The sequence below is a fragment of the Citrobacter rodentium NBRC 105723 = DSM 16636 genome, from assembly GCF_021278985.1.
Classification (GTDB): Bacteria; Pseudomonadota; Gammaproteobacteria; order Enterobacterales; family Enterobacteriaceae; genus Citrobacter_A; species Citrobacter_A rodentium.
This window is the reverse complement of sequence record NZ_CP082833.1, coordinates 2,419,457-2,445,791: the sequence shown is the minus strand read 5'-3', so window position 1 is coordinate 2,445,791 and position 26,335 is coordinate 2,419,457. Positions and strand designations below refer to the sequence as shown.

The 26,335-nt window shown below is 38.1% G+C and carries 27 protein-coding genes and 2 pseudogenes; 10 read left to right on the top strand and 19 right to left on the bottom strand.

From position 1 onward, the window contains the following. Positions 1-22: 22 nt before the first annotated feature. Complete coding sequence (locus K7R23_RS11630) at positions 23-1,078, bottom strand: TyeA family type III secretion system gatekeeper subunit (RefSeq protein WP_012907108.1); 1,056 nt, start codon at positions 1,076-1,078, stop codon at positions 23-25. A 140-nt stretch (positions 1,079-1,218) separates the two neighbouring features. Between K7R23_RS11630 and sctD the strand changes: the two genes are divergently transcribed. Further along, positions 1,219-2,439, top strand: a complete 1,221-nt coding sequence (gene sctD, locus K7R23_RS11625; RefSeq protein WP_012907109.1) for a type III secretion system inner membrane ring subunit SctD — start codon at positions 1,219-1,221, stop codon at positions 2,437-2,439. A gap of 247 nt (positions 2,440-2,686) precedes the next feature. After that, positions 2,687-3,656 (top strand): annotated as a pseudogene (locus K7R23_RS25840) (IS256 family transposase). A 319-nt stretch (positions 3,657-3,975) separates the two neighbouring features. On the opposite strand, the gene eae reads toward K7R23_RS25840, so the two are convergent. The 4 genes from eae to K7R23_RS11590 all read right to left on the bottom strand — a co-directional run bounded on the left by eae (position 3,976) and on the right by K7R23_RS11590 (position 10,034). Beyond that, complete coding sequence (gene eae, locus K7R23_RS11605) at positions 3,976-6,786, bottom strand: intimin (protein ID WP_012907110.1); 2,811 nt, start codon at positions 6,784-6,786, stop codon at positions 3,976-3,978. Positions 6,787-6,846: 60 nt separating this feature from the next. Further along, on the bottom strand, positions 6,847-7,317 hold the full coding sequence (cesT, locus tag K7R23_RS11600; RefSeq protein WP_012907111.1) for a type III secretion system LEE chaperone CesT: 471 nt from the start codon (positions 7,315-7,317) through the stop codon (positions 6,847-6,849). 120 nt (positions 7,318-7,437) lie between these two features. Then, positions 7,438-9,081 carry a type III secretion system LEE translocated intimin receptor Tir gene (tir, locus tag K7R23_RS11595; RefSeq protein ID WP_012907112.1) on the bottom strand — a complete coding sequence of 548 codons (1,644 nt, stop codon included), beginning with the start codon at positions 9,079-9,081 and terminating at the stop codon, positions 7,438-7,440. Between the two features lie 341 nt (positions 9,082-9,422). Continuing rightward, on the bottom strand, positions 9,423-10,034 hold the full coding sequence (locus tag K7R23_RS11590) for a type III secrection system effector, WxxxE family (RefSeq protein WP_012907113.1): 612 nt from the start codon (positions 10,032-10,034) through the stop codon (positions 9,423-9,425). Positions 10,035-10,302: 268 nt separating this feature from the next. Between K7R23_RS11590 and K7R23_RS11585 the strand changes: the two genes are divergently transcribed. Continuing rightward, positions 10,303-10,665: a type III secretion system chaperone gene (locus K7R23_RS11585; protein ID WP_012907114.1), complete on the top strand. Its 363-nt coding sequence runs from the start codon at positions 10,303-10,305 to the stop codon at positions 10,663-10,665. Between the two features lie 103 nt (positions 10,666-10,768). Here K7R23_RS11585 and K7R23_RS11580 read toward each other — a convergent pair whose 3' ends face one another. The 7 genes from K7R23_RS11580 to K7R23_RS11550 are packed head-to-tail and all read right to left on the bottom strand — an operon-like array spanning position 10,769 to position 16,684. Further along, entirely contained in the window at positions 10,769-11,284 is a 516-nt protein-coding gene (locus K7R23_RS11580) for a hypothetical protein (RefSeq protein WP_024132848.1), read from the bottom strand. Positions 11,285-11,313: 29 nt separating this feature from the next. Further along, complete coding sequence (locus K7R23_RS11575) at positions 11,314-12,231, bottom strand: type III secretion system protein SepQ (protein ID WP_012907116.1); 918 nt, start codon at positions 12,229-12,231, stop codon at positions 11,314-11,316. Further along, positions 12,194-12,610 (bottom strand): DUF1106 domain-containing protein, encoded by a 417-nt coding sequence (locus tag K7R23_RS11570; protein ID WP_012907117.1) that lies wholly within the window; start codon positions 12,608-12,610, stop codon positions 12,194-12,196. The genes K7R23_RS11575 and K7R23_RS11570 overlap by 38 nt, the downstream gene beginning before the upstream one ends. Further along, a complete protein-coding gene (locus K7R23_RS11565; protein WP_024132849.1) occupies positions 12,603-12,923 on the bottom strand; it encodes a hypothetical protein in 321 nt (106 codons plus the stop codon). The genes K7R23_RS11570 and K7R23_RS11565 overlap by 8 nt, the downstream gene beginning before the upstream one ends. A 59-nt stretch (positions 12,924-12,982) precedes the next feature. Next, a complete protein-coding gene (escN, locus tag K7R23_RS11560; protein WP_012907119.1) occupies positions 12,983-14,323 on the bottom strand; it encodes a type III secretion system LEE ATPase EscN in 1,341 nt (446 codons plus the stop codon). Beyond that, positions 14,307-16,334 carry a type III secretion system LEE export apparatus protein EscV gene (gene escV, locus K7R23_RS11555; protein WP_012907120.1) on the bottom strand — a complete coding sequence of 676 codons (2,028 nt, stop codon included), beginning with the start codon at positions 16,332-16,334 and terminating at the stop codon, positions 14,307-14,309. The genes escN and escV overlap by 17 nt, the downstream gene beginning before the upstream one ends. Then, complete coding sequence (locus tag K7R23_RS11550) at positions 16,331-16,684, bottom strand: hypothetical protein (RefSeq protein WP_012907121.1); 354 nt, start codon at positions 16,682-16,684, stop codon at positions 16,331-16,333. The genes escV and K7R23_RS11550 overlap by 4 nt, the downstream gene beginning before the upstream one ends. 186 nt (positions 16,685-16,870) lie before the next feature. On the opposite strand from K7R23_RS11550, the gene K7R23_RS11545 reads away from it, so the two are divergent. The 6 genes from K7R23_RS11545 to K7R23_RS11520 all read left to right on the top strand — a co-directional run bounded on the left by K7R23_RS11545 (position 16,871) and on the right by K7R23_RS11520 (position 20,676). Further along, a complete protein-coding gene (locus K7R23_RS11545) occupies positions 16,871-17,173 on the top strand; it encodes a SepZ/EspZ family type III secretion system protein (protein WP_012907122.1) in 303 nt (100 codons plus the stop codon). A gap of 82 nt (positions 17,174-17,255) precedes the next feature. Further along, complete coding sequence (gene sctI, locus K7R23_RS11540) at positions 17,256-17,633, top strand: type III secretion system inner rod subunit SctI (RefSeq protein WP_024132850.1); 378 nt, start codon at positions 17,256-17,258, stop codon at positions 17,631-17,633. Positions 17,634-17,635: 2 nt separating this feature from the next. Continuing rightward, positions 17,636-18,208: a type III secretion system LEE inner membrane ring protein EscJ gene (gene escJ, locus K7R23_RS11535; protein WP_012907124.1), complete on the top strand. Its 573-nt coding sequence runs from the start codon at positions 17,636-17,638 to the stop codon at positions 18,206-18,208. Positions 18,209-18,213: 5 nt separating this feature from the next. Continuing rightward, a complete protein-coding gene (locus K7R23_RS11530; RefSeq protein ID WP_012907125.1) occupies positions 18,214-18,669 on the top strand; it encodes a hypothetical protein in 456 nt (151 codons plus the stop codon). Continuing rightward, positions 18,669-20,207: a type III secretion system LEE outer membrane ring protein EscC gene (escC, locus tag K7R23_RS11525; RefSeq protein ID WP_012907126.1), complete on the top strand. Its 1,539-nt coding sequence runs from the start codon at positions 18,669-18,671 to the stop codon at positions 20,205-20,207. Before K7R23_RS11530 ends, escC begins: the two co-directional genes overlap by 1 nt. A gap of 13 nt (positions 20,208-20,220) precedes the next feature. Beyond that, the gene (locus K7R23_RS11520) at positions 20,221-20,676 is read left to right on the top strand and encodes a SycD/LcrH family type III secretion system chaperone (protein WP_012907127.1); all 456 of its coding nucleotides are present in this window, start codon (positions 20,221-20,223) and stop codon (positions 20,674-20,676) included. Between the two features lie 505 nt (positions 20,677-21,181). Here the strand turns inward: K7R23_RS11520 and K7R23_RS11515 are convergent. From K7R23_RS11515 to K7R23_RS11505, 3 genes and pseudogenes are all read right to left on the bottom strand, one after another. After that, positions 21,182-21,995 (bottom strand): annotated as a pseudogene (locus tag K7R23_RS11515) (helix-turn-helix domain-containing protein); the annotation flags it as partial. 144 nt (positions 21,996-22,139) lie between these two features. Continuing rightward, entirely contained in the window at positions 22,140-22,547 is a 408-nt protein-coding gene (locus tag K7R23_RS11510) for a CaiF/GrlA family transcriptional regulator (RefSeq protein WP_012907128.1), read from the bottom strand. 67 nt (positions 22,548-22,614) lie between these two features. Beyond that, positions 22,615-22,959, bottom strand: a complete 345-nt coding sequence (locus tag K7R23_RS11505; RefSeq protein WP_024132851.1) for a negative regulator GrlR — start codon at positions 22,957-22,959, stop codon at positions 22,615-22,617. Positions 22,960-23,144: 185 nt separating this feature from the next. On the opposite strand from K7R23_RS11505, the gene K7R23_RS11500 reads away from it, so the two are divergent. Continuing rightward, positions 23,145-23,606 carry a lytic transglycosylase domain-containing protein gene (locus tag K7R23_RS11500; protein ID WP_012907130.1) on the top strand — a complete coding sequence of 154 codons (462 nt, stop codon included), beginning with the start codon at positions 23,145-23,147 and terminating at the stop codon, positions 23,604-23,606. Here the strand turns inward: K7R23_RS11500 and K7R23_RS11495 are convergent. The 4 genes from K7R23_RS11495 to sctR are packed head-to-tail and all read right to left on the bottom strand — an operon-like array spanning position 23,603 to position 26,331. Beyond that, positions 23,603-24,640: an EscU/YscU/HrcU family type III secretion system export apparatus switch protein gene (locus tag K7R23_RS11495; protein ID WP_012907131.1), complete on the bottom strand. Its 1,038-nt coding sequence runs from the start codon at positions 24,638-24,640 to the stop codon at positions 23,603-23,605. The two genes, K7R23_RS11500 and K7R23_RS11495, sit on opposite strands and share 4 nt — an antisense overlap. Beyond that, the gene (gene sctT / locus K7R23_RS11490; RefSeq protein ID WP_012907132.1) at positions 24,633-25,409 is read right to left on the bottom strand and encodes a type III secretion system export apparatus subunit SctT; all 777 of its coding nucleotides are present in this window, start codon (positions 25,407-25,409) and stop codon (positions 24,633-24,635) included. The genes K7R23_RS11495 and sctT overlap by 8 nt, the downstream gene beginning before the upstream one ends. Continuing rightward, positions 25,409-25,678: a type III secretion system LEE export apparatus protein EscS gene (gene escS, locus K7R23_RS11485; protein WP_012907133.1), complete on the bottom strand. Its 270-nt coding sequence runs from the start codon at positions 25,676-25,678 to the stop codon at positions 25,409-25,411. Before escS ends, sctT begins: the two co-directional genes overlap by 1 nt. Continuing rightward, positions 25,678-26,331 carry a type III secretion system export apparatus subunit SctR gene (gene sctR / locus K7R23_RS11480; protein WP_012907134.1) on the bottom strand — a complete coding sequence of 218 codons (654 nt, stop codon included), beginning with the start codon at positions 26,329-26,331 and terminating at the stop codon, positions 25,678-25,680. The genes escS and sctR overlap by 1 nt, the downstream gene beginning before the upstream one ends. Positions 26,332-26,335 lie beyond the last annotated feature (4 nt).

Genomic DNA, 26,335 nt, shown 5'->3' with positions numbered 1-26,335 from the left:
AAAAACCATTAAAAAATCAATATCACATAACATCCTCCTTATAATCGATTACTTTTCCGATCATTGATAATATATTATCTCTCTGTTCACTATCAGTAAAACAAGCATCTGGTAATGTTGCAAAAAAGTCTTTCAATAAATGGAAATAATAAACATGTTTATCTTCAACTATGGATACCCGAGAAACACTCTCCAGTAGCCAGTCTTCGGTTAGCCATACATGTTCAATAATAGATAGCATTTCATTTAAAATAATATCTTTATTTTTCTTTATAGAGATTGCAATGATATCTGTGTAATTATCAAGGGATAAAAAAATGATAACCCTGTATAAATCGCTAATGATTGAAGATGTTTTTACTTTATCTTCATAAGAGGCCATATGAGACAAATCAAATGATAGCGCCCTTATAATAACTTTTAAGTGTTTCTCTCTCTCAGGAAGATCCTTGATCTCCATAAACCAGTCAAGTAAAGAGGCTCCATTTTCAGAATCCTCATCCTTAGCCTTTTCATAAAGCTTCTTGATCTTCTGGATGCCTTCCTGATTTAACTCCCCCACTCCTAACCAGGCAAGCAGGGCCAACTCCCAATCATCCTCACCTAATAAATCTAATAATAATTTTGCATATTTCTTTTTTAATTCAATCTTAACAAACTTAGATTGCAATAAAGAAGATATTAGAGCAACAATTTCCCCTTTTGGCATATTGCCAAACATCGCCAAAGTAGGATCGTGTTGTTCCAGCAATCCACCATTTTTTAATGAAAGTTCTTTTAACTTATCAGTATCTGTAAGAGTGAGCAGCTCTTGCATATCATTGAGCAACTTCTCTGTTATCGTACCTTCCTCTTCTTTTCTCGCGCTACCTTTGCGATATCCCAGGCTTAACCCTTCAATCGTTTCCGCAAGTGATGAATTAGTAATCATTGCCAATTCATTTTGCAAATTTAATAATGGTGAAGAAGTATTAGAAGTATTTTTTTGTGTTAACTGTTGAGATTCCAATTCAAATTCTAATGAATTAGAATTAAAAACAGATGAGATATTTTGATTAAATTCAATACCATTAGCCATAGGAATCTCACGTCACTATTAATTATGAATATTCCATTAAATAGTACTGTACAACAGCGTCCTTTCTACTCTATCCTTGTAGACGTAGTTCATCATATTTTTTCTCATTGTTCAACCACCAGGATGAATAAAATTTAAAAATGTTATCCTCATATAAAATCAAACTCCTTAATGGTGCGATGCGTAATCGGGAATTACAACTTCCGACAGGAAACCTAACGCTTGGTACGGAAGATAACGATATTGTTTATGTTCCCCTTGAACAAGGCCTCAATCAGTTTTTACTTGATATACGTGAGGAAGGTGTTTTCCTTTTATCTCCAGTTGAATTTTGGATTGATGGGCAGCCCACTCCCTATGAAGCAGATAAACCATTACCAACCGGAAAGGTGATCGATATAGCGGGATGTTGCTTCATCATTGGTGATAATGACCATACCTTACCTTTGTCAGACGTACCAGAACGGTTCTCTGCAAAAAATCAACGCAGAAAGCGTCTTATCCTGGCGAGCGTGATTGGCGCTGCTATTGCTTTGCCTGGTGCTGTCGGCAGTTACATTTGGCTTTCCCCAAAAGTTGAGCTTCCAACGTTTACCAGAGCAGATGTATATAAGCAGCTAAAAGAAAACAAACTCCATGCAATCACCCCGGTATGGCATGGGAAAAACGTCACACTTTATGGACGTTGCGAATCAACTACCGATTTAACACCTTTTTTTAATTACCTAAAAGAAAAAAATATTTTCTATTACAATAACATTATTTGCAACAACCAGATTATTTCTGCGATTAATGACATTTTAACAGAGTACGATTATAAAGATATTATTATAACAAAAGGTAATAAGCCGGGATTCTTCCTGCTATCGGGATACATTCCTCCTTCACCAAAGTGGAGTGAAGTTGAAAACTTATTGCTAAATACGCCAGGCATTGCCGGATGGGAAATACACAACAACAGTAATAATAAGATCAGTGAATTGGTATCTGAGTTTAAAAAGAATAAATTAATAAATTATGTCAATATTTTCAAAAAGAATGATGCCATTATTGTTGCCGGAGAAGTTTCTCAACAGAACGAGAGCAAGATTCTTGCCATCATAAACGCAATAAGCAAAAAGAGTAACGACAAGATACTCTTTCAAAACATTCAGCCATACATTTCAGCAGATATTTTCCCTGGAAAAATACTCAGAATCAGTGGCACGATGAAGAATCCAACAATTGCTCTTGATAACGGTACAAGTCTGGGGATTGGTAGTATTCTGAAAGGAGGCTATGTCATAGATGCGATTGATCCTAAAGATGGTATCAACATCTCCCGCCCAGACGAGTATATACATATACCGCTGTCGTATTAACCTCTTATCATCTTCTACCTCTTCGAAGCTTTTTTATTGTGTAGATGCTATAGATATGTTAAATAAAATATCTATCAACCAGAACATAAAAAAGCTTATAACCGAAATAGAACATGGCTTTTAACACGAAGCATTCATTTAAAGATTAAGTAGGTGTAATAAAAATCCGGCAAATAGAGACTGTAATTTAAATTGTGTAATTGCCTGTTTTTGATATGTTCACTCCAACACCTGAGACAGGCAAATTATGGACGAAAATAAACTCAAAGCACTGGCTGCTGAACTGGCTAAAGGCCTTAAAACCGAAGCTGATCTTAATGCTGACGAAGCTTACCGTCGAAACAGCATTCAATGCTGAGCTGACTGACCATCTCGGACATGAGAAAAATGCGCCCAAAAAGGCTCTAATACCCGTAATAGCTACTCGTCAAAAATCTTGCTTTGCGATGACGGCAAGATTGAACTGAACACGCCGCATGATCGTGAAAATACCTTTTAACCTCAGTTGATTAAGAAGAACCAGATGCGTATTAAGCAGATGAACAGCCAGATTTTATCTCTGTACGCCAAAGGTATGACCACGCGCGAAATCGTCGCCACGTTCAAAGAAATGTACGACACCGATTTATCGCCCACGCTGATATCTAAAATCACCGGCGCCGTAAAAGAGCAGGTCATGGAATGGCAAAACCGACAGCTGGATACGCTGTATCCCATTGTTTATATGGGACTACATTGTCGTCAAAGTCCGTCAGAATGACAGCGTAATCAACAAAGCCTTCTTCCTAGCGCTAGGTATCCACACCGAAGGCCAGAAAGAATTACCAGATATGTGGCTGGCCGAAAATGAAGGCGCAAAGTTCTGGCTGAGTGTGCTGACACAGCTTGAAAATCGTAGTCTTCAGGGACATCCTGATTGCCTTCGAGGACGGTCTGAAGGGCTTCCCGGATTCGATAAACAGCGTCTATCCGCAGACTCACATCCAGCTGTGCGTCATCCATATGCACATTGGGAAAACCTTAATACCTTCTTCGGCTACCCGCCGTATATTCGTAAGGCTATCTACACCACGAACGCGACAGAATCGCTGAACAGCGTGATCCGTGCCGTGATTAAGAAACGCAAAGTGTTCCCGACAGATGACTCGGTGCGGAAGGTTGTATATCTGGCGATCAAGGATGCGTCGAAAAAATGGAGTATGCCGCTCCAGAACTAGCGGCTGTCAATGAGCCGCTTTATTATCAAGTTCGGTGACCGCCGGAGCGATCACCTTTAACGAGTGGGCAGTTACACAGAATTATGGACAGTCCCGGCAAATAAACTTTGTTTATTTGCCGGGTGCCGGGTGCCGGGTGCCGGGTGCCGGGTGCCGGGTGCCGGGTGCCGGGTGCCGGGTGCCGGGTGCCGGGTGCCGGGTGCCGGGTGCCGGGTGCCGGGTGCCGGGTGCCGGGTGCCGGGTGCCGGGTGCCGGGTGCCGGGTGCCGGGTGCCGGGTGCCGGGTGCCGGGTGCCGGGTGCCGGGTTTATATGATTAGACTATTTTACACAAACTGCAAAAGCATTTTTATCTGTTGCTTTAACATTTGTCAAAGAGTTTGTTGTAACTAAATCATATGTATTTGATACACCTGATGCAGAATCAGAAGTAGATTGCTTAATCCAAGCTGTCAATGAATTAGAACTCGAATAATAAGGATATTTATTCGCGGCTCCCCATTTAGAATATATATTTTCCAATACGCTTTTTGACTGTGCTAAATTTGAACTAATTGCTTGACACCTGCTTTCTGCCTCAGAATACGCCATCCGATTAATTTTATCCACCGCTATTATAATATTGTCTGGTGTATTAATTGTATATGTCGCACTCTGATTATCACCCGATACTACAGTAATTGTAGCACTGCCTTTCTCATTTAAAGTTATCACTCCCGAATTATCAACAGAAGCAATTTTAGTATTACTGGATTTCCATGTATATTTCCCGTTGCCTCCTGTTGCCTGTAGCTTAACCTGACCATACTGTAACCAGTTCTTTGGCAAAGAACCAGTGACACCAGTACCAATTACAGTCACTTTATTGCCATCGATACTCAGTGGGGCAAAAAATTCAACAGTGGCGGCCTTAACTTCTGTATTTACCTCACTCACTTTTGCGCTAACTATAGCCTTACCCGGAGTTCCGGATGACAATTTTACAGTAGCATAACCATTCTGATCGGTTGTTGCTTCAGTCTTATTTAGGGTCCCAAAATCCTTAGAGAAGGTCACTTTTTGACCAGAAATAGGATTCCCACCCTTCATCACTTTAACTGTGTATTCAATAGTATCCTTATTGTCTGCCGTCGCTATTGTCTTATCAACCTTAATCTCAGTAATGCTGGCTTTGGTTTGATCAACAAATATAACCGCATTGGCATTAAGTGCTGAAGTCATCTCCGCTGTTTTAGCTGACACAACTACCTGGCCCGGCTTGTCTGATTTCAGCGTTACAGTCGCCTTACCGCTACTATTAGTATTGGCACTCTTGGCACTTAAAGTTGCAGTTCCTGAAACAATATTAAATGAAACAGGGACATTAGCCTGAGCTACCCCATTCTTTTTCACAGTCGCGGTATAAGTAATGGTATCCGCATTATCCGCTTTAGCCGATGTCTTATCCGCCGTAAAGTTCGTTATCCCAACCTTGTCGACTACTTGACCATTCGACAGAACGGTAATAGTAAGCTGTACATTGTTAGAGCTATTTCCATTACGGTCATAGGCGCGAGCGGTCACTTTATAAACATTGCTACCGCCTTGCACATAAGCAGGCAAAATAGCCTGATAATCTTGTGCGCTTTGGCTTCCGCTATGCTGAATCTGACCACCCTGAGTGCGTAATGTACTGTCATCCCATACGATACGCTCAAGACCGTACTTACTCTTAACGATCAATTGGATCTTATGCGTACTGTGTTCAGTACCATTAATATTATGCGGAATATTCATAGAAAGAATATCCTGCTTTTTGTAATCCAGAATAATGTTGTTATTACGCTGTACCAGATCGTAACGGCTGCCTGATAATGTTCTTAACTCGTTAACATACTGTGGCTCAATTTGTTGAGACCATGGTTTATCAAATTGATAATGGAACTGCATTGAGTACAGGAGATCATTTTCATTACCTGTACCATGACGATAATCAATCCCCATCGTCACCAAAGGAATCGGAGTGTAGTTGACACCAACTGTCACCGCACCAGGATTCGAATACAGCTTATCGGCATTAAACAAAGCAACATTATCACCATAATACTGCTCATACATCAGCTTGCCACCTAATGCAGGATATGATGGTAAGTAGCCGTTAAAGCGAATATCGAAACCATTTGCCGGGCGCTCATCATAGTCTTTCTTATTGTATGACTCATGCCAACCGCTCATGCGGAAATAGCCGTTAACGCTACTTTTAAAATAGTCTCGCCAATATTCACCGCCGATTCCTAAGCGGGTATTGTTACCAGAAAAATCCTGATCAATGAAGACGTTATAGCCCAACATATTTTCAGGAAGGAAAAAACGCTGACCAGCCCCTAAGTTTGCCGTAAAGCGAGAGTCAATATAACGCGCTCCAACCTGACCAAATGCCAGCATATTTTCAGTATCATAGAACGGTAATAAGAAGTCCAGTGAACTGCCATCAAAGTTATTACCGCTCTGCAGATTAACCTCTGCCGTTCCATAATGCTGTAACCAAGCCTGCATCTGGGATGAGGCTTGGTTACCAGCCATACTAAGGGCTGTATCTTTCGCATAGTCTCCGTTCAGTGAGCGAGACTGAAGTTGGCTACCGAGGCTCGCGGCCTGTTGTGCTGCATAGTTTAAGGCCTTGTCATCGCTTGTATTGCTTTTGGTCGTATCCTGGGACATTTTTTTCGTGTGACCAGCAACATCAGCTGCAGCAACGACAGGTGCTGTACCTAAAATAGGCAAGGTACTATATTCAGCAGAAAGTTTTTTGAGCGGTAAAATGATCTGCTGACCAGGACTAGCCTTCATCATTTCACTTTCAGAGCTATATAAATGCTTATTCAGCGACCAAATAACCGGCACGCTGATCCCTTGTGATTTAGAAAGCTGAGCAACGCTTTCACCCGTTTTCAAGGTATAAAAAAGACGATCCTGAGCAATATTATTATTTATTAGTTTAGAATCGGCTCTTAACTTAAAGTAATTTTCACCATTTGCAAATGAGTTCTGGTTAACAGAAAAAAACAATCCTAAACCAGCACCAAGCATAATAAATGTTTTTCTTAACTTATGCTTGTGCCGGGTCCCGGTGCAAAAACCATGAATAATCATGTTATAGGCTCCACCACAATGAGTTAGAATGAGTAGTAAATTATATTAATAAATAATTCTTTATCTTCCGGCGTAATAATGTTTATTATCGTTTGAACTAATTTCCTCTATTTTCATATGTTCATTTTCTAATGTTATTCCCTGATTATGTAATACCAGGTACAGGTTTTCCATTGACTTAACGACGACTTCTATTTCATTCTCAAGTTTTTCAGGTGTAACGTCATCGAGAGGGAAACGTAACGCTAACAACAACGATTGTGCTCCTGACTCATAACATAGATATGGTCCACCATTCTCTGCAAACCATAAGTTTGCATTTAAAATCTCAAGAGCGAAGTTAGGATTATCTGTCGGGAATTTCCCGCAGACACCATAGATCATCATATATTCGTCATTAGTGTCAGATAACGAGATATAATAGATTTCATCAATAACAAAAGAACACAATCTGTTTTCATTAAATGAAATAGTTCCAATACCGATTTTTTCTGCAAATCTTTCTAATAAAAGTTCAGATCTTGATGACATTATAATTTCTCTTAATTGGATTTATTCTTACAGAATTTGAAAAGTTGCTTATACTACAACTTGGTTCTCTGAAACATTGACATACTCCCCCTCCCCCCCAACAAAATACCCATTATATATTTAGACGAAACGTTCAACTCCCGGTGTTGTAGCGGCATTCGCAGCGCTCCCTGCGCTCTCACCTCCCCCAGTCAATCCTCCCATACCTAATCGCAATCCACCGCTGCTTGCGAGAAGCGCATAAGTGCTTTGGATACCCTGCCCAGGAGATCCTACTAACCGCCCAGTCACAGGATTATTCCCTGAAAAATGCTGAATAACGCTATAGTTAGGATCCGGAGCGACTTCATCATAAATAGGCTCTTCTGGAGCGAGAAGCGATGGATTATTCCTGGACATCCAACCTTCAGCATACGGATTCACCACATCGCCAGAGGTATCTGACCATTGGGTCGATGCAACACTAGCCTGCGAATCACGTCTAGTCAGAGAAGCGTTTTCCACTCCAGTGGTGTCAGCGCCGCCTTGTGCTCGAGTATTTCCCCCGGTCTGCTGCTGAATAACCGAATGTGTAGTAGCTATTGTCTGTTCTGTCGGCGGATTTCGTCTATGGAGCATAGCCGTAACACCAGCACCAATCCCCCCACCAACAATCAATGCACTACTGAGGCCGTAACCAATACCTGATGAGAGATCCAATTCCTGCTGACGTTTAGCCTGCTGATCATCATGCCGCTGCTGCGCCTGTGCATTGCTTTCAACAGCTTGCTGTCTGGCCTGTTCACCCGCCACTTTAGCCTGATCTGCTATTTGCGCAACAACATCATCTTTTAACTCACCCGACGGAATTGCATTTCCGAGCTCATCAATGTTAACTTTCTGATTATCAGGATTCTGGAACGCCTCCTTCGTTAACTGATCTTTTGTCGCAGCTTCTGCAGCATTTGCGGCTTCATCAGGATCTGTGGTTGTAGGATCATCCGGAGCTGGTGTCAAAGCAACCGCCTGAACAATACCTGTAGCTGCCAGCCCCGCTAAACCAGCAGCAATTGCGCCAACAGAAACCCAGAATTTAGGATCTGAACGAACACTTGAAGTTGTTGTTGAAGTATGAGTTTCGCTAACAACTCCATCTCCCATTCCTGAAGCACTTCCGACACCAACAGAACGTGTATCAATGTCCTTAGGTTGTCTTCCTCCATGGTTGTCTGGATCTAACTTAGCTATTATTTTCTCACGAGCTTGCGAGATATCTGATGCAACAGTGACCATGGCATGCCCACTACCACCACGTCCCCCGGTGAAAACAAATCGACCGTTACCTTCAGTGTCAAGAGATTGCAAGCTTTGCAATTCACTAGAATTTAATGTAACGCTAACCTCTACACCATCTTTTACCCCAATAGCAGCATGGGTACCATCTGGCTGCTGTTCAACACGAAATACAGAGGATCCAATTTTCTGATTTAGAGTATCAAGTGGTCCCTTATCATGAAGAACCTCAAATCCCCCATGCAAACATGTCTCTGATGTCGCAAAACGCAATGGATGTTCAGGAAGCCCTGGAACATCTCTGGAATCAACAGTATCAACGATAGAACTTCTCAGGGGAGAAAATAATAAACGAGATCCCAATGATCCTGTAGAGCTAATAAGACTACTACCATTCCCCCTTGTCGCGCCGTCTGTTTGTGACGGTAGTGGCGGCGCAGGCGGAATTAAATTGTTACTTATATTATTATTACCAAGATTACCAATAGGCATACATATATCCTTTTATTTAATCGGAAATTTTACACTAATCCTTTATATTGTTATGATGCAACGGTATGCAGTCGATAAACGGCTGGACATAAACCAAATAAATCACAGTCTAACTTATGATGCAAGCATAATAATGCACAAGAAATGCATGTTTGTCTTTCCAACTAAAAAATACACTATCAAAAAAAATCAAATAATACATAAACAAAAAATTAACCACATTTATTTTATGTACGAAAATATAATTATAGATTAAAATAATATTTTACTTTAAATATTTATAGCACTCTTTTTGTATCAAGAAAGAACAAATAACAGGCCATTAAGCCCAAAATACCCTCCTACAGCCTGGTATCCTGCACACAATCTGCAATCACACTCTGCGTTATAGCTTTGATATCGCTCACTTTCGTGGAGTTAAAATTCTTTTCAAACAGTTCGCATGAGACATCGTCTATCATCTTAGTCTGAGTGTTAAAACGTGTAATAGGATCCACTCCTTTACCGCACTGCTCATCAACTATCTTATTAAAATATTTATTAGATTGCAAAAAGTGACTGATTGATGATTGTGCACAATTTATATCAAGAGGCTGCTGTATCACGCTTTCAACCGCTTTAAAAATGTGCTGTTTAGTCTCCTTATTAATTGTCGAATTATTATTTATGCAATAGTCATCCACAGTTTTGTTTACCGTTTTGGATATAAAAGTAATCTGCTCCTGCCGGAACCATTGCTGAGTATCACCATTACCAGTTTGTTTGGCCACGGCCTTTAGTAGCTGAGCAGTCAGTTTGTCATGATTAATCATAAGGTTCGACTGCACAGGTACGAACCTCATACCGCTGGCTCCCATGCCCGCTTGTGTTGCAGCCTTTGTTACCACTGGTCTAAGAGTTTGTGTAGCCGCCTGAGCTAACGCTCTACCGACCATTGCCGTTGGATTAAACATACAATAAAACTCTGTAAATCACATAAGGAAAAATAACATTTACCCGCAAACAAATATTAAATGAATAATAAAATAATAATTACTTTATTATTTTTATTTTCCTCCATCGCCATTTATCTATAGGTGGTTGCACTACATTTACCATATGCTATCATGAGTATGCAACACTATTACTTACATATTATATTTTTCTCGCTGTTAATTGTGTACAAAGTCACAAATCAATTACGTTTGAATACATCTGCGTTAAAAATGACAGGACTACAATATGAATGAACAATTTCTCACAGATCTTGCACATACGTTTGGGATAACACTTGAAGAGCCAACGGACGCCCTTGCTTTTCATGACAACGACGGTCATGAGTGGATACTGGAATGCGCACCTCAATCAGAAATTTTGTTTTTTTATTGTTACCTATCAAATACTGAGCCAGAACAAATGAATAAAATATTAGAAATAAATAGCAACCGAGAAATGCTTGGTATGTTTTTTCTATCATTAAAAGAAAATAAAGTGCTTTTAAATATTGCATTTCCCGCAAACAAAATAGACATAACGGAATTTACTAACTTAATGGAAAATGGATATATAATAAAAAAAGAAATAATAAACTCTTTTTTACTATAATTTATTTTTACTTCAGTAAGTTATAATATGAACCGGATAGTAGCATCTGGTTCATATTTCACAAAAACTACGGTTCTCTATCCTTGAACACCTTAAATAATTCTTAAACCATCATGCCTGACAAAGGGTTTAATGTGGCTGACTCAGAAAGGGGGACATTTTCCGTAGATTGTACGCGACGTAACAAAGAGGAAAGCCCTCTTTCAGTTAAGAAGCCTTCTAATGAAGAGCGAGGATACCAGGTTGAAGAAAGTGGAGTAATATGTCTCTCATTTAATTTACACTCCAGGGCCTTCGTAACACCGCCATACAAAAAGCCAAATATCTTTGAGAAACATCCACTTTCCTGAGTCATCTTTTGTACTTTGTATATATAATCATTACTTTTATCATCTTTAATGAAGCGAACAAAATACTCTTTTCCACGAAAATGGATAATTGAACAGTCATCAATCTCTGGAAAAATCCGATGGTGACGCTGTTGAGTACGTGCTTTAAGTTGAACTTCATCAACTATATCAGTATTCGATATATAAAGATTTCTGGTCAACCTGTTCCATGATGCATGATTGTTTGTCAAAAAAGTAGTAAAAGTTATACCTGACAATGATGACGACATGATACATCTCCCTATATAATCCATTCCTATTAATCACATACTACGCTAATATTAAAATAAAAATCCTCATTGATTTTTATAATAGTTCCATATGCTATTATTGTATTATTCCGTATTAACCGCCCCCCACCGAAAAGATGATATCCGACAGAACCTATAGTATCATCTTTTTTTAAATTCCGCAATTTATGTATATCGACATTTATTGTACCAATCGCACAATAAATACGATTCATTACAGTCTCGTTGCTGATAATACATAACGGATCCGCGGCCTGAACATCCGTAACAGACAAATTATTATCACTTAACTTTACGGTTGCCAAAGGGTTATTAATAACAAGCCAACATTTTCTCTCTTGACTATCATCAACATGATAGAGTCTTAAACTATCACCAATACTCAATTTTGTAATTGGATAATCAGTCCATCCAGGTGCGATATAACCATCAAAAAAAAGAGTATTAGAATGCGGAACTAATTGCCAATTATCATTAATCAGATATTGTAAACTTTGTACCGTCGTTTCAAGAATAATTACATTAAGTCTGTTTTTACCATTATTATTTTCTATTACCGGATAAATATCTTTATTTAACGTCGTAAATTGAACATCATCAACTGACGCATCATCTTCTGGTAATGTTGCGTGTATTGCCCATAGGAGCATGAGTTTTATCGTATCTTCGGGAATCAATCTACTATCGCTATACGGGAATAACTCATGGCACCACTGAATAAGCTGCTCTTCTGATACCCAAAAACACCCCTCATAGCCCGAGTATGCCAACGTGAAACGAAAACCATTACCGCTGACCTCACGAAAATATGCATGGCAAGCATGCCCTTCGGACGTAATATAGAGGCGACCGATTCCTATGACAGGTAATAATGGTAAGTAAAAATCATTAATTTTCATATTCGATTGAGAATTCAATGGCTTCATCTGGAAAGAGCTCTTTTAATTTATCAAAAATATACTCTTTTTTATTATATAATAAAATGTGTTTACTGTTATTAGGGTTTACTTTAATAGAAAGATAAATTATTCCCTTACTACATTTAAATGTTACAACAATACCACGTAATCTTCCACATATGATACTAAACGAGTGCTCCTCTTGTTCAAAATATCGCCGCCGTTTGCCAGGGAAGTAAAACAATTTCTTCCATAAAGAAGCCATTCGTATGAACAAAGTATCTGGCGATCTTTTTTTCATACGATTAAGAATATCATTAAAATTTTCTTCTCCTTGTGACCAGTCATCTAATGGCCGAAAAGAAACAGGCTCTATCAAATTTCTTTTTAGAGAAACTCTAGTCAAGGTAATGCTCCTTTAAGGCAAAAGATAATTTTTCTATTGACTTATTAACACGTTGTATATTCTCTTTTATTCTTTTTTGCGATTCAAGCAAGGAGCTTTTTTCTTTAGATATCAAGATTTTTTTCTCATATAATCGCTGTTTTTGTTCATCAAATGCATTATTTTTTATCTGATATTTGTATAAAGATACTTTATCCAAATTCACCAGCGATGCACAATACGCTTGCTTAGCCGCGATCGATTCTTTAATGGCTTGCTCACAGTCATCGAGTTTGCCATCAATTTCTCTTATCTGAGAGTTAATCCTGGCCATCGACTCCCTCAAACGATTCGCTCTATTTCTACGAATAGATAAAATTCTGTCCAACATATTCAGGCAACCACTTTGAATAGATTTTCAATCGTTTTTTCATAACTACTGATATCTTTAGTACTTTGCTGTAAAAAACTCTGGATTGCTTTTCTATTTTTTATAGCCTTATCCGCTTCAGGATCTTGCCCCATCGTGTACTCACCAATACGAATAAGCAGCTCAATATTTTTATAGGTTGCAATAAGCTTTTTGCATTCTGCCGCCGCACGTAAATGTTCCGATTTAACAACGTTATGCATAACACGACTAGCACTTAAACCAATATCAATTGCAGGAAAATGGTTTTCCTCTGCAAGTTCTCGTGTAAGCACTATATGCCCATCAAGAATAGAGCGAACTTCATCACCAATAGGATCATTAACATTGTCGCTTTCTAAAAGCACCGTATAAATCGCAGTTATTGACCCTTTTGGCGCAGGGCCCGCACGCTCTAATAATTTGGGTAACGAAGAAAAAACACTCGGGGGGAATCCTCCCCTTACATCCGGTTCCCCCGATGCAAGCCCAACATCACGTGCTGCTCGGGCATAACGAGTTACGGAGTCCATCATTAATAATACATTTTTCCCCTGATCCCGGAAATACTCAGCAATGGTTGTCGCCGTAAATGCGGCTTTCATTCTTTCCAGAGCAGGACGGTCTGAAGTTGTAACAACCAGTACGCATTTAGAAAGCGTAGATTGGGGTAAAAGCGCAAGAAATTCATTTACTTCACGACCACGCTCACCGATAAGGGCAAGGACAATAATATCCGCTGATGCGCCATTACAAATCATCCCCAGAAGCGTACTTTTACCAACGCCGGAACCAGCGAAAATACCGATGCGCTGCCCAATACCGCAAGTAAGCAAACCATCAATTGCCCTAACCCCAAGCGTAAATGGCTGATCAATAACCTGCCTTAATAAAGGATCTGGTGGTTCCGCATACAGGCTGCGTTTAAACGGAAGATAAAGCGTAGCAATATTGCTCCCCATTGGCCTGCCTATGCCATCAACAAGTCGCCCAAGCAGTTCATCACCAACACGAATCTTGAACTCTTCTCCCTGATAACTTAGCCACTGCCCACAATACATGCCAGAAACATGCTCAAAAGGTAGCAAGAAAACCTCATCCCCATTAATAGCAATCACCTCAGCTAAACGTTGACCGGGTTCTATCTTATAAAAGGCGCCAATACGGGCATTTGGTAAACGAGCCTTGATAATCGTCCCGCCAATATTAGTAATCTTGCCTTCATACTTTGTGGATGAATTGAATAATAATGCCGGCAAGGTGCTATTGATCACTTTCTGGATACGTGGGTATCTTTCCAACATAGAATTATGCTCTGAAATCATTTACCGTTCCTAATACTTTCAGTTCGATATTATTACCAACTTCCTGAAAAGAGAGCACGGGTACTGACGGGAACGAACCTTCAATCATTTTCTTCACATAACGCCTGATATCTAAAGCGGTCAGAATGACGCCGTTACTCGTTGGATTCACGATATTTTTCAAGAAGCCAATTATCTGCTCACTCCGTTCCGGGGAGATATTCAGATACGAACCTGATGACGTTTGTCTAATCGACTCCCGCAGCTCATTTTCAATATCAGAACCTATAAGCCAAACATTCAGAATAGTACCACGAACACTATAGCGGCCTAAAATATGCCGACGGAGAGCAATACGAACGTATTCACATAAGATAACCACATCTTTTTCTTTTGTTGACCAAAAGATAAGTGTCTCAAAGATAGTTCGAAGATCTCTAATTGAGATATTTTCCTCTACAAGCCGCTGAAGAATGTCGACAATTTTGCTCAGACCAAGCTGGCGTTGGAGTTCTTTCACAAGCTCGTTATATTTTCTCTCCATGATGTCCATCAGATAACGAGTTTCTTGTACACCAATAAACTCTTTGGCGTTAGATAATACAAGTTTCTTTAACAAAAATGTTATCTTATCATTTGTTTCTGAATACACATTCATACCTGAAAGATGAGCTAGCTGTTGGTTAGCCTCATTCGTTTTATATACGATAGAGTTAATCGAAATTTTTTCCTGAACAAACTCAAATGATATATCTCCGTGTCCGGCTTCAAAATAAACAGTATCTTTGGTCAGTGTATCTTTGTATATTGACTCTTGATAGAGCAAAAATTCCACTACACTATCATTATTTTTTATCGGATTAACAATAATCTTAGGCAATGGGATTCCACTTTCTTCAAAGAAACCCCAACGTACAACCTCAATTTGCTGTGTAATATCTGCACTATAAATATTATTACTTAAGTTTAAAATTAATGGCTCGGCGCCTGGAGAGACATTTTGGCTATTCGACAAATCGCCTCCCAGCGAATCTTTACTATTGGTAGATCCAAATGCTCTTTTTTTCTGCAATTTCCAGGCAATACCCAGCAAACAAACGGCCAAAAACAAGAAGACCAACGTAGGAAAACCAGGGATAATCGCCATTACAAGCATCAATGCAGCACTGATCAAAAATGGACGACTATTAACAGAAACTTGCTGAATAATATCCCCTGCAAGGTTTTCTTCTTTTTCGCTTTCACCGGGAACACGAGTAACAACCACCCCCGCAGTTACAGAAATAATAAGCGCAGGGATCTGAGCAACCAGGGCATCACCAACCGACAATACAGAAAACAGGCTAAGTGCCTCACTAAATGGCATGTCAAACTGCCACATACCAATGAGAACGCCACCAAACAAGTTAACTAAAACAATGATGATACCAGCGATAGCGTCCCCTTTTACAAACTTCATCGCCCCGTCCATTGAGCCATAGAACTGGCTTTCTTTTTGTACACGGGAACGAAGAACTTTTGCCTCAAGCGGATCGATAACGCCTGCACGCATATCACCATCAATACTCATTTGTTTCCCTGGCATACCATCCAGGGAGAAACGAGCACTCACTTCAGCAACGCGCTCAGCCCCTTTTGTAATAACCATAAATTGTACAATGGTGATAATTGTAAAAATAACCAGGCCAACAACAATGTTACCGCCAACAACAAAGTTACCGAAGGAGTAAATAATGTCACCCGCATCATGATGCAAAAGAATAAGTCTGGTGGTACTGACACTGAGTGACAGGCGCATCAACGTCGTAATCAACAGAATTGTTGGAAAAGAAGTTAGCTCAAGAGGATTTTTTATATAGATTGAGAGCATTAATAAAAGTAAAGCTGTCGAGATATTAATCGCGATAATGATATCCACCACAACTGTTGGCAGTGGAATAATCATCATCATTACAGCCATAAAGAAGAAGAGAGCCAGAATAAGATCGTGATATGACTCTACTTTTTCAAATACATTTAAGAGTTTATTCATGATGTCATCCTGCGAACTCGCTCAATAATCTGCACATGCTGTTGAAAAGTATTCATTAAAGATAACACATCGATATTAGTTAACAAATAACTTAAACATAATTTATTATCGTAGACAAAGATATGTTCAATCACCCCCTGCGTCCGCTCAGGGGCAAGGGCACTGAAGAAAGAAAAAAATGCATTTTCGTTATACTCTAAAGCAAATGTAAAAAAAAGATTACCACCAATTACCTCAATAAAAAAAGAAAAACCATTAAAATCAATTTCAACACGATTATCAAGCAAATAAAAATCATTTCCCAATAATCTTAAAAATTCCTCTACATTTCTTTTAATTAAAAGATTCATCGGCAGACTCTTGAAGTAAGTATATACATGAATATTGTTGCTTGAAAAAGTGTATCAAATAATATATACAGTATATGTACATTGCAACTGTTTAACAATAGTAATAGTTGGCTATAGTTGCCCATGGGATAATTTGGTTATTTATAATAAGGTAAATGTCTAAATTAGATAAAAGGAGAAAAATCAATGGAACCAACAAATTTAAGTCCTTCTGGTGTGGTATTACCGCTGGCGACTGCAATAAATGGAAATGGTCCCGTGGATGAGAATACAGGAGTGATGCAAGCGGAAGGAGGGGCAAGTCGCAATGTCAGAGTTTTTGCTGGAGTCGCACTTGCCGTTTCAGCACTAGCAGCAACAGGTGCGGGAATTGCAGCAATGTGTATCGACAACTCTTCACAAACAGAAAAATTAGGCTTAGGAATCGCTGCTGGTGTTTTAGGTGGTTTGACTTCGGTTGGCGGTGCATTAGCGATGAAATATGCGTAAGCATCGCATAGCATAAATGCGAGAGAGAGGTAATGGATAATTTATATCCTTACCTCTCTCAGAATAAGAGACTAACAGGAAAATAAACAATATGAATCAATCAGAAAAGATTAATATTCAGTTAAATAACACGTCCCAAACAAATTTTGTTGATGAGTATACTCCGTTAGCCCCAACCCCATCTGCGGCCGGAGCGGCTCAGTTTCTTGATCAATTACTCCCTAAAACCGCTGGAGTGTCTTCTCCAGAGCGAGTGTTGATTGAGGAAATTAAAAAGAAACATCTTGCAACAATGGACACTAATCGCCGTTTCGATGCACTATCTGCAGGGGAACTGTCAATAGAAGAGTTGCGTATTTTACAAAAGAAAGTGCTCAACGCAAACGTCAACGTTGATGTCCTCTCCAAGTTCGCAAGCCTCCTTTCAACATCGCTTACAAAATTAATTTCACAGCAATAAATATGAAAAAACGCATTAAAAATACTTTTTTATTGATTGCTATTTGTTTGACAGTTGCATGTAAAGAGCAATTGTATACAGGATTAACGGAAAAAGAAGCCAATCTGATGCAAGCATTGTTGCTATCCAATGATGTTAATGTTTCTAAAGAAATGGATAAAAGTGGAAATGTAACGATTAGTGTGGAAAAAGAGGATTTTGTTCGCGCGATAACTATTTTAAATAACAATGGTTTTCCAAAAAAGAAATTTGCAGATATTGAGGTTATTTTTCCGCCAAGCCAGTTAGTTACATCACCATCACAAGAAAATGCCAAAATCAACTATCTCAAAGAACAAGATATAGAAAGGTTGTTAAGTAAAATCCCAGGTGTTATCGATTGCAGCGTCTCATTAAATGTCAACAATAACGAGAGCCAACCATCCTCAGCAGCTGTTTTAGTCATTAGCTCGCCAGAGGTTAACTTAGCACCATCTGTTATTCAGATAAAAAACTTAATTAAGAATAGTGTAGACGATCTCAAATTAGAAAATATTAGTGTCGTTATCAAGTCATCCTCAGGACATGACGGGTAATATGTATGAACAATAATAATGGTAGCGCTAAGAATGATAGTGGCTGGTTAACGGCTCTTGATTTTGTAAAGGATGTCAAAGGTTCACCAACGCATCTTACTTTTTATATCTACCAAAAAAATGCTTTCTTACACGATTTTGGAAACTATTGGGTTTTATATATCGAGCTTAGTGGTGATTTTCGCCAGGTTCCAACAGATACATTCATCAAACTCTGCAATATTCTGGCGGTTAGTAAAGAATATAAACAAATGGGTATTTTCTTGTCTAATAATAAATGGTATATTTGCCAAATTTTTAATAAAGGTAATAATCATCGAACAAACATGTCAAAAACAATAATGCAACATACATTAGCCTCTTTGCTCGATAAGCATTTTAATAAACTAGAGCAATCATCTTCATCAGATACAACGTTGTCTCCAACACACTTGTTTTCTGATATAGGACGAATTGTGTAATGAAAAAAATAAGCCTTTTTATTTTTACAGCATTATTTTTTTGCAATACTCAGGCGGCCCCATCCTCTCTGGAAAAAAGATTAGGCGAGAGCGAGTATTTTATTATTACAAAAAGTTCTCCAGTAAGCGTGATCCTTAATGACTTTGCCGCTAACTACAGCATTCCTGTTTTCATCAGTAATTCTGTGAATGATGATTTCTCTGGCGAAATAAAAAATGAAAAACCAGTAAAAGTATTGGAGAAACTGTCCAAACTTTATCATCTCACATGGTATTATGATGAAAACATCTTGTATATTTATAAAACAAATGAAATATCAAGAAGCATAATTACACCAACATATCTGGATATTGATTCACTGCTAAAATATTTGCGTGATACGATCTCTGTAAACAAAAGTTCCTGTAATGTGAGAAAAATCACGACGTTTAACTCTATTGAAGTTCGGGGCGTTCCAGAATGTATAAAATATATTACATCTTTATCGGAAAGCCTTGACAAAGAAGCACAATCTAAAGCTAAAAATAAAGATGTCGTTAAAGTCTTTAAATTAAACTATGCTTCAGCGACAGATATAACATACAAATACCGCGACCAAAATGTTGTCGTGCCTGGCGTCGTCTCTATCCTAAAGACAATGGCAAGTAATGGTTCACTTCCCAGTACCGGTAAAGGTGCGGTTGAAAGAAGTGGTAATCTGTTCGATAATAGTGTAAATATTTCTGCTGATCCACGTCTTAATGCTGTTGTTGTTAAAGACCGTGAAATAACCATGGATATATATCAGCAATTAATTTCTGAGCTTGACATTGAACAAAGGCAAATTGAAATTTCCGTTTCAATTATTGATGTTGATGCAAACGATCTTCAACAGCTAGGTGTAAACTGGTCCGGTACATTAAATGCAGGGCAAAGTTCTATTGCCTTTAATAGCTCTGCAGCACAGGCTAATATTAGTTCCTCTGTGATAAGTAACGCTAGTAATTTCATGATTAGAGTGAATGCGTTACAGCAGAACTCGAAAGCCAAAATACTCTCTCAGCCATCAATTATAACCTTAAATAATATGCAGGCGATTCTTGATAAAAACGTCACGTTTTATACAAAAGTTTCTGGTGAAAAGGTGGCATCGCTGGAAAGTATAACCAGTGGGACATTGCTGAGAGTGACACCACGTATACTTGATGACACCTCGAATAGTCTTACCGGGAAACGTCGGGAACGAGTTCGTTTGTTACTTGATATTCAGGATGGCAACCAGTCGGTTAACCAAAGCAATATTCAGAATGCCGGCAGCCTCTTACCCGAAGTCCAAAATTCAGAAATGACAACAGAAGCAACATTAAGCGCAGGAGAAAGTCTGCTACTTGGCGGGTTCATTCAGGATAAAGAAAGTTCAAGTAAAGATGGTATACCGTTGTTAAGCGATATTCCTGTTATTGGTAGCCTGTTCTCCAGTACGGTAAAACAAAAGCATAGTGTTGTTCGACTCTTTTTAATTAAAGCGACCCCGATAAGATCTGCATCTAGCGAATAATAAATGAGGCTTTATGAGCACAAAATTTAGCTCCCTAGAGGAAATCTATGATTTCTACCAGAATGGTGGCACATTAGCGTCATTGACAAATCTGACGCAACAAGATCTCAATGATCTTCATTCTTATGCCTATACAGTATATCAATCTGGTGATATTATAACCGCAAGAAATCTATTCCATTTGCTAACATATCTGGAGCACTGGAATTATGACTACACCTTATCTCTGGGCTTATGTCATCAACGTTTATCAAATCATGAAGATGCACAACTGTGTTTTGCTCGTTGTGCAACCTTAGTTATGCAAGATCCCAGAGCATCTTATTATTCTGGTATCAGCTACTTACTTGTGGGAAATCGAAAAATGGCCAAAAAAGCCTTTAAGGCTTGTCTGATGTGGTGTAATGAACAAGAAAAATATTCTACATATAAAGAAAATATTAAAAAACTATTAGATAATACAGATTAAAAATCACCGTCTGCATACCAATCCCCAGCCCGTCTGGGGATTTTCTAGCGAAAAATTAAAACAGCATAAATGAAGTACTCCCAAATTTAGATACTGGCCTATAGATAGATTCCTCTACAGAGAGGGATCAACTCCATTAATCAAAGCTTTATATGCGTCTGAATAATTTCCATAGTATTAAATGCCATCTCCGTTCATGGAATAATCTGTATATACTCACCATAATTTAAGTTGCAAGTGCTGTATCTGCATTTATTCACCCCAGTCATTTACTCTATAAAACTCTGATAATTTTCTTGTCTGTCAAATTCCTGCCGCTTGAATTATTTATATCTCTCAATATATTGTTGAAAATTCAACCACTGCAATCATATATGGTCCCGAGTATATTTTCTGAGAAATGGCTTTCAAACTTTACACAGGAAAAGGACTATCCTGTTCCTCTCCCCCTGTACAATCCGGAGACATGCCAGACAGGTGTTAGAGAACATGGTGAACACTTTTTAACATTTTTTGCCATGGTGATCGACTTATTCTTCAGGCCGATCACCCCCACTTTTGTACTGTACCACCAGACTTCATACTGACCATCTTCATGCGTCTTCTTCAGTCCCAAAAGTTCATTTCTGAATGCCTTGTCCGCACTCTGACTGACACCTTTCAGTCTTGACGCATCAACCATAACTCCTGTGCCGTTCAGGTTCCGTGAGTATCACCCCACTGAGCACCGTTCTCCATGGTCATCCGGTCCGGCAGTCCATCGTATTCAAATACGCTTGTACGGTCGTCCGTTGTTCATTGGCGCAGTGAGCCAGACACAGGGAAAAACGGGAATGGTCATCAAACAGTGTTAATGGATGGCAGCGTCCACTGCCAAAGGGAAAGTGCCCTTTAAAATCCATCTGCCAGAGCTGCGCTTCATGTTCAAATCGGCCAGTCGCCGGGGCTGCCATAGCCAGACCCAGTAGAAGATCATGACGGGCCATCAGGTTATGAACCGTGCTGAAGGCGGACACGCGATGTTCACGATTTTCCAGCCAGTGTTTATCTTGCATGCTCCCCAGCGTTCATGGTGATCATGCGCATACGTAACAGCGCAATGATGTCGTCGCACGAACGGTTCGGGGAATGATGAGGTGTACGTGGACGGTCCTGAAAACCAGATAAACCTTCGTCGTACCAGCGTTTAAGCCATTTGTAGCTGTGGCAGGAGAAATGCTGTAGTGACGGCAAAGAGAACGGATGTTCGCCCCTTCCTGTGAGGCGAACAGAATAAACTCAGAATCTAGTGACATAATATCTCTTGATTCCCAAGGCATAAGCAGCACCATAAACGGGTTCTTATGCCTTAGTTGTAAGTGTCTACCATGTCTCCGAACAAATGTTCATTATGTCTCCGGACTGTCCCCCCTGAATAGGGATCTTTTTTTTATTATTCTATAAACTTACTAAGAAAGCTACGTCTAACTCTCCTTTTTTCGTCTCATGATCATTTCGTTCCAAATACTCGACTGTCCCACAATACCATTACCAACTCGTAAGGTTTTTCTTTTCGGTCCGGTTGATACATGACTTTCTGTCGGAGCCGCCTCAAGGTTAACATTGTAAATAAAAATCTCAAGGCGCTTATAATGCAAGTTCCCATAACTGACATATCTGACACGAAATGAAATTTTTTCTTTTCTTCTCGATATATAAGTTATAATAAATGACGCTCTCCTCAGGTTTATACCGAATGCTTCGGCAATATCATTTCGAGAAATCCATTTCTCCTGCAATTTACACCAAAGAGAAACCAGGATATACAGAGGCTCACCATTGTAATTCTTTACAGAGTCAGGAATTACATAGTCACTATTTTTAGATTCCATTTTCCATGTTCTTTTTATTTGATAAAAAATTAACACAAAAAAACAATAAAAATATTTAGATAAGCAATTAATTTTTAATAATTAACGGTTCGATAAATCTGACATAAACATCAACAAATAACTTTTCATTTCCTCTTACGTGGCAATGTAATGTAACATTATTATCATTACTTAGTATTTTTTTAGGGATAACTAATTGATAATCTTGTTCAATGCTCAGCACCGAGGGAATTTCATGATTATATCGATGAACATGAAATATGATGTCTTCCTCTTCAGTCAGTCCCCCCTGATACACAGAGGAAATATCTCCACCAGTGATTAAATTTCCATTTTTAATCAGTATGCCTTCCCCACAGGAATCTTCATTACTAATAAAGGTAATACTATAGATGCCATCCTTCATAATTATAACTCATTCGATTTCATGCTAACCTCACTCCATTCCATTTGTTCTATCCATAAGCCGTATAAAGAATAACGGAGATGCTTCATTTTCTCCAAATTACACTGTAATATATCATTAAATATACTCATATTCCAAGTTTTTCTGTGGTTGCCATCTTTAAATCCTAACGCATCACATTGAAGATAAACATGAAAGCAAAAAAAATATTAAGTATCATTCTTATCACTAACTTTTGCTATGCTTCTGATTGTTTTGAAACAACTGGAAAAGCATATAACATTGATCCATTAATATTAAAATCCATTGCATGGAATGAGTCAAGAAACAAAAGTGGAATAAAAAGCAAAATAAATAAAAATGGAACCTATGATATAGGGATAATGCAAATAAACTCATCCCATTTAGACCTATTAAGTAAATTTAACATATCCGAAAATGATTTATTAAATGATGATTGCATAAATATAACTGTCGCTGGTTATATTTTAGCTTCCAACATAAAATCTAGAGGGAATACGTGGGATGCCGTGGGTGCATACAATGCTGGTTATTTTAACACACCAAATGCTGTAGAACTCAGAAGGCAATATGCGATGAAAATATACAACACATATACTAAACTAAAAAATAATGAACCAATAATGGATTAATAATCAATATCCATTGCAATACGGATCAATTGTGCAACAGGTTCAAAAAAGTCTTCTGTTATATATTGCCCTTTATGTATGTTCTTATAGAGGCTTCTTGCCAATGGAATATCTTCAATCACTGGAATATTATATAATTCCGCAAGTTTAATGATTTGTAGTGCTTTGGCATCTTTTGCTGTTTCAATCACTAAAGGTAATGGGGTCTCACCAAGTTTGTAGTACAGACAGACTGCAATATGAGTCGGATTTTTGACAATAACAGTTGATTTTTTGATGTTATTAGCCAGACTTCCACTTTGTATCTCGGAATGAAGACGCCTGCGTTCGCCTTTAATTTCAGGGTTACCATCAGTATCTTTGGCTTCTCGTTTCACCTCATCTTTACTCATTTTCATTTTTTTCAATCCCTCATGTTTCTGGAACCAAAAATCAAACACCGAAAAGAGCAAATATCCGAATAACACACCTTTCCATAAAAGAAAAATAAAAAAAGCGATAATAACAAGAGTCTGATAGGCATTTAGTCTTGTAAAATTAACAAATTCACTCGCATATGTATTTCCCATAAAGTAAAAAATTAGAGAGATAATCACCAACTTAAATACTGATTTAAGTAATTCAAAAATACTCTTCACTGAAAAAATATTTTTTAGGTTGTTTTTTATACTAATCTTCTGAGCTGATGGCTTTATTTTTTCCACCGCAAAGATGAATCCTATTTGTGATACACCGGTCGCAACAGTACCTACAAACACAAAAAGAACAATTGGTAAAACATATAATAAAAATATTTTTAACACAGCTCCTAATATTTCGTGTATGGAATATAAAAATGGTTCATTAAGCGAGTTTATAGTTGTATTAACTACTCCTGCAACCTCAATAAAAAAACTTGCGCCATATAAAGAAAAAAATGAAAATAGGATTAACGACTGCACAGCAGCCATTACCTCTTCACTTTTAGTTACATCGCCCTTCTTTTTTAAATCCCTAATTTTTTTAGGTGTAGGCTTTTCTGTTTTTTCACTCATTAATCATACTCGGTAAGGTTCTGTCAATTATGTCAGAATGAATATTGGCTGTAATAAACTCTGGAAAAATGTGAATAACCAACAACAATATAAAAACTGCTATCAAACTTTTTACTGGTAGCGATAGTGTAAATACGTTTAGCTGAGGAGCGGTTTTGTTGAGAAACCCAAATCCCATATCACATAAGAATATACCGATAACCATGGGGACTGAAAATGACAACATTAGTTTAATAAATGAATCCCATAGTGAAAATAAAAAATCAACCAAAGTATGATTGAATGTTATACCAGATTGTAATGGCAACATCTCGTAGGACAAATATAACTTATCCAGAACGCTTTGTATTCCTCCATGGATGACAAATATTACGGTGACAAATTGGTACAAAATAACGCCAGTAATAGAGGATGAATCGCTTATAGACGGGTTAAAAATTGAAGATATTGTTGAACCTCTTAGGGTATCAATAATTTGTCCAGCCGCATCTATAGCCCAAAAAAGTATAGTAAATGACAAACCAATAAAAAAACCTATGCTTATTTCTTTTAACACGATAGCGATCAACTGAAAAATTCCAGATGGTAATCCTTCTGAAAATTTATAATTCTCGACTATGATTGGTAGTGTAAACGCAACCATAATTGAATTACGTATAAAATTACTCAGCAAAACGCCTGTTGAAAATATTGGAAGAATAATAAACATCCCCAGCGGTCTGAGTATGCAAAAGAATGATGAAACTATGACAGTCATTATTTCATTCATTAACCATTCACCTTTGGAATCATTTCAAATATTATTGATGAGAAGTTTATGATTGTTGTACCCATCCAGTGATAAGTCAGAGCAAGTGTAGCAAATACTGCTATTATTTTCAGCAAAAAAGGCAATGTTTGATCTTGCAATTGCGTTATAGCCTGGATTAAGCTAATAATAATACCAATTACAGAGGCTGCAATGACTGTCGGCAATGACAGGATGAATATAATCCATAGTGTTTGCACACATAATTGAACAAAATATCCAGTACCCATCAATTCACCACCAAAAGAAATTCAAATAATTTTTGCCAACCACCAATAAGAATGAATAGCAAGATCTTAAAAGGTATCGAAATTGTTACTGGCGATACCATCATCATACCCAAGGCCAATAAGATATTGGAAATGATTAAATCTATAGCGATAAAGGGTAAGTAAAGTAAAAATCCTATCTTAAATGCGGCTTCAAGCTGTCCCATAGTGAAAGCCGGTAACAGTATAAAAAGTGAGTCTTTTTTTAAAGAAGTTTCATTACCCAATTTTTTCTTGGCAACATTTTCAAAAAAATCAATATTTTCTTTATTAGTGTTATTTTCTAAAAAAATACGGTATGGTGATATTATTTTCCCATCAACTTTTTGATAAAAATCAGAGTCAGTATAGTTTATCGGCTCCTGAGATATATTATCATTAATCTGTAATATTATTGGAGACATAATAAATATAGTAAGTATCAGAGATACTGATGTTAATGCCATGTTTGGTGGTACTTGTTGAATACCTAATGCGTTCTTCAGTATCCCTAATACAATCGAAATTTTCAGAAATGAAGTTCCAATAACAACAAATATTGGCAGTAATGAAAAAAAGAAAAAAACAACAATTAAAAATATTGGCTGTGAGCCAATGGTCATTAACTGAGTCATATCA